Genomic DNA, 963 nt, shown 5'->3' on the forward strand with positions numbered 1-963 from the left:
CTATGTATTTCATACTCAAAATCTTTTTCTATCACTTTTGGTTTAGAAGTTAGATTAATAACAGGGCTTTCTTTTTTAACAGGCAATAAGAATTGTGCTGTTGCTATCTTATGCTCAGTATTTGCCCATGCATTTTCTTTTCTTAATTTAAATACTATATTTAGATAATAATCAACACCAACTTTAACATTAAATTTTTCTACATTAATAGCAAACTCTTTAGAAGTATACGGTTTAATACCTTTAATCTCTTCATAAATAGTATCACTGCATATGATTTCATTTTCAGAATTATATATGCTCCAGTTTAATTCTAAATGGTCAAGAGTGAAGAAGTCATATCTGTTAGTTACTCTTATTTTATAGCTACTGCTGTCTATCATTTCAACTAAAACAGGTTCAAATATTTTTTTAAGCTCTATCAAACCAGGAGAAGGTACTCTGTCTGGCATCAATAAACCATCAATACAGAAGTTTCCATTAGTAGGGTCATCGCCAAAATCTCCGCCGTAAGCATAATAAGCAGTTCCATTTTCATCATGCTGCAATATACCATGATCATACCATTCCCATATAAATCCTCCCTGTAAGAAAGGATATTTATAGAATAATTCTTGATATTCTAATAATCCTCCAGGTCCATTACCCATAGCATGACAATATTCACATAAGATATGAGGTTTTGTTGTAGTAGCAATAATATCTTTCATCAATCTTCCAGGACTATATCTCTCTTTTATCCAAGTATACATAGTGCTATTTACATCAGCAACCTCAACCTTCATATCTCCTTCATAATGAACTAATCTTGTAGGGTCTTCTTTCTTACAATATTCTGCCATAGCTACAAAATTGCATCCAAATGCAGATTCATTACCCAAAGTCCACATAATTATGGAAGGGTGATTCTTATCTCTTTTTCTAGTTCTTATCATTCTACCTAAATAAGCCTCTTCCCAATCC

Annotated in this window: 1 protein-coding gene; it reads right to left on the reverse strand. The window is 31.8% G+C overall.

Annotated features, from left to right (window positions below):
* On the reverse strand, positions 1-935 hold a 935-nt coding region (locus GQX97_RS12470), incomplete at its 3' end, for a glycoside hydrolase family 2 TIM barrel-domain containing protein (protein WP_232473366.1).
* Positions 936-963 lie beyond the last annotated feature (28 nt).

Source organism: Brachyspira sp. SAP_772 (assembly GCF_009755885.1).
Lineage (GTDB): Bacteria > Spirochaetota > Brachyspiria > Brachyspirales > Brachyspiraceae > Brachyspira.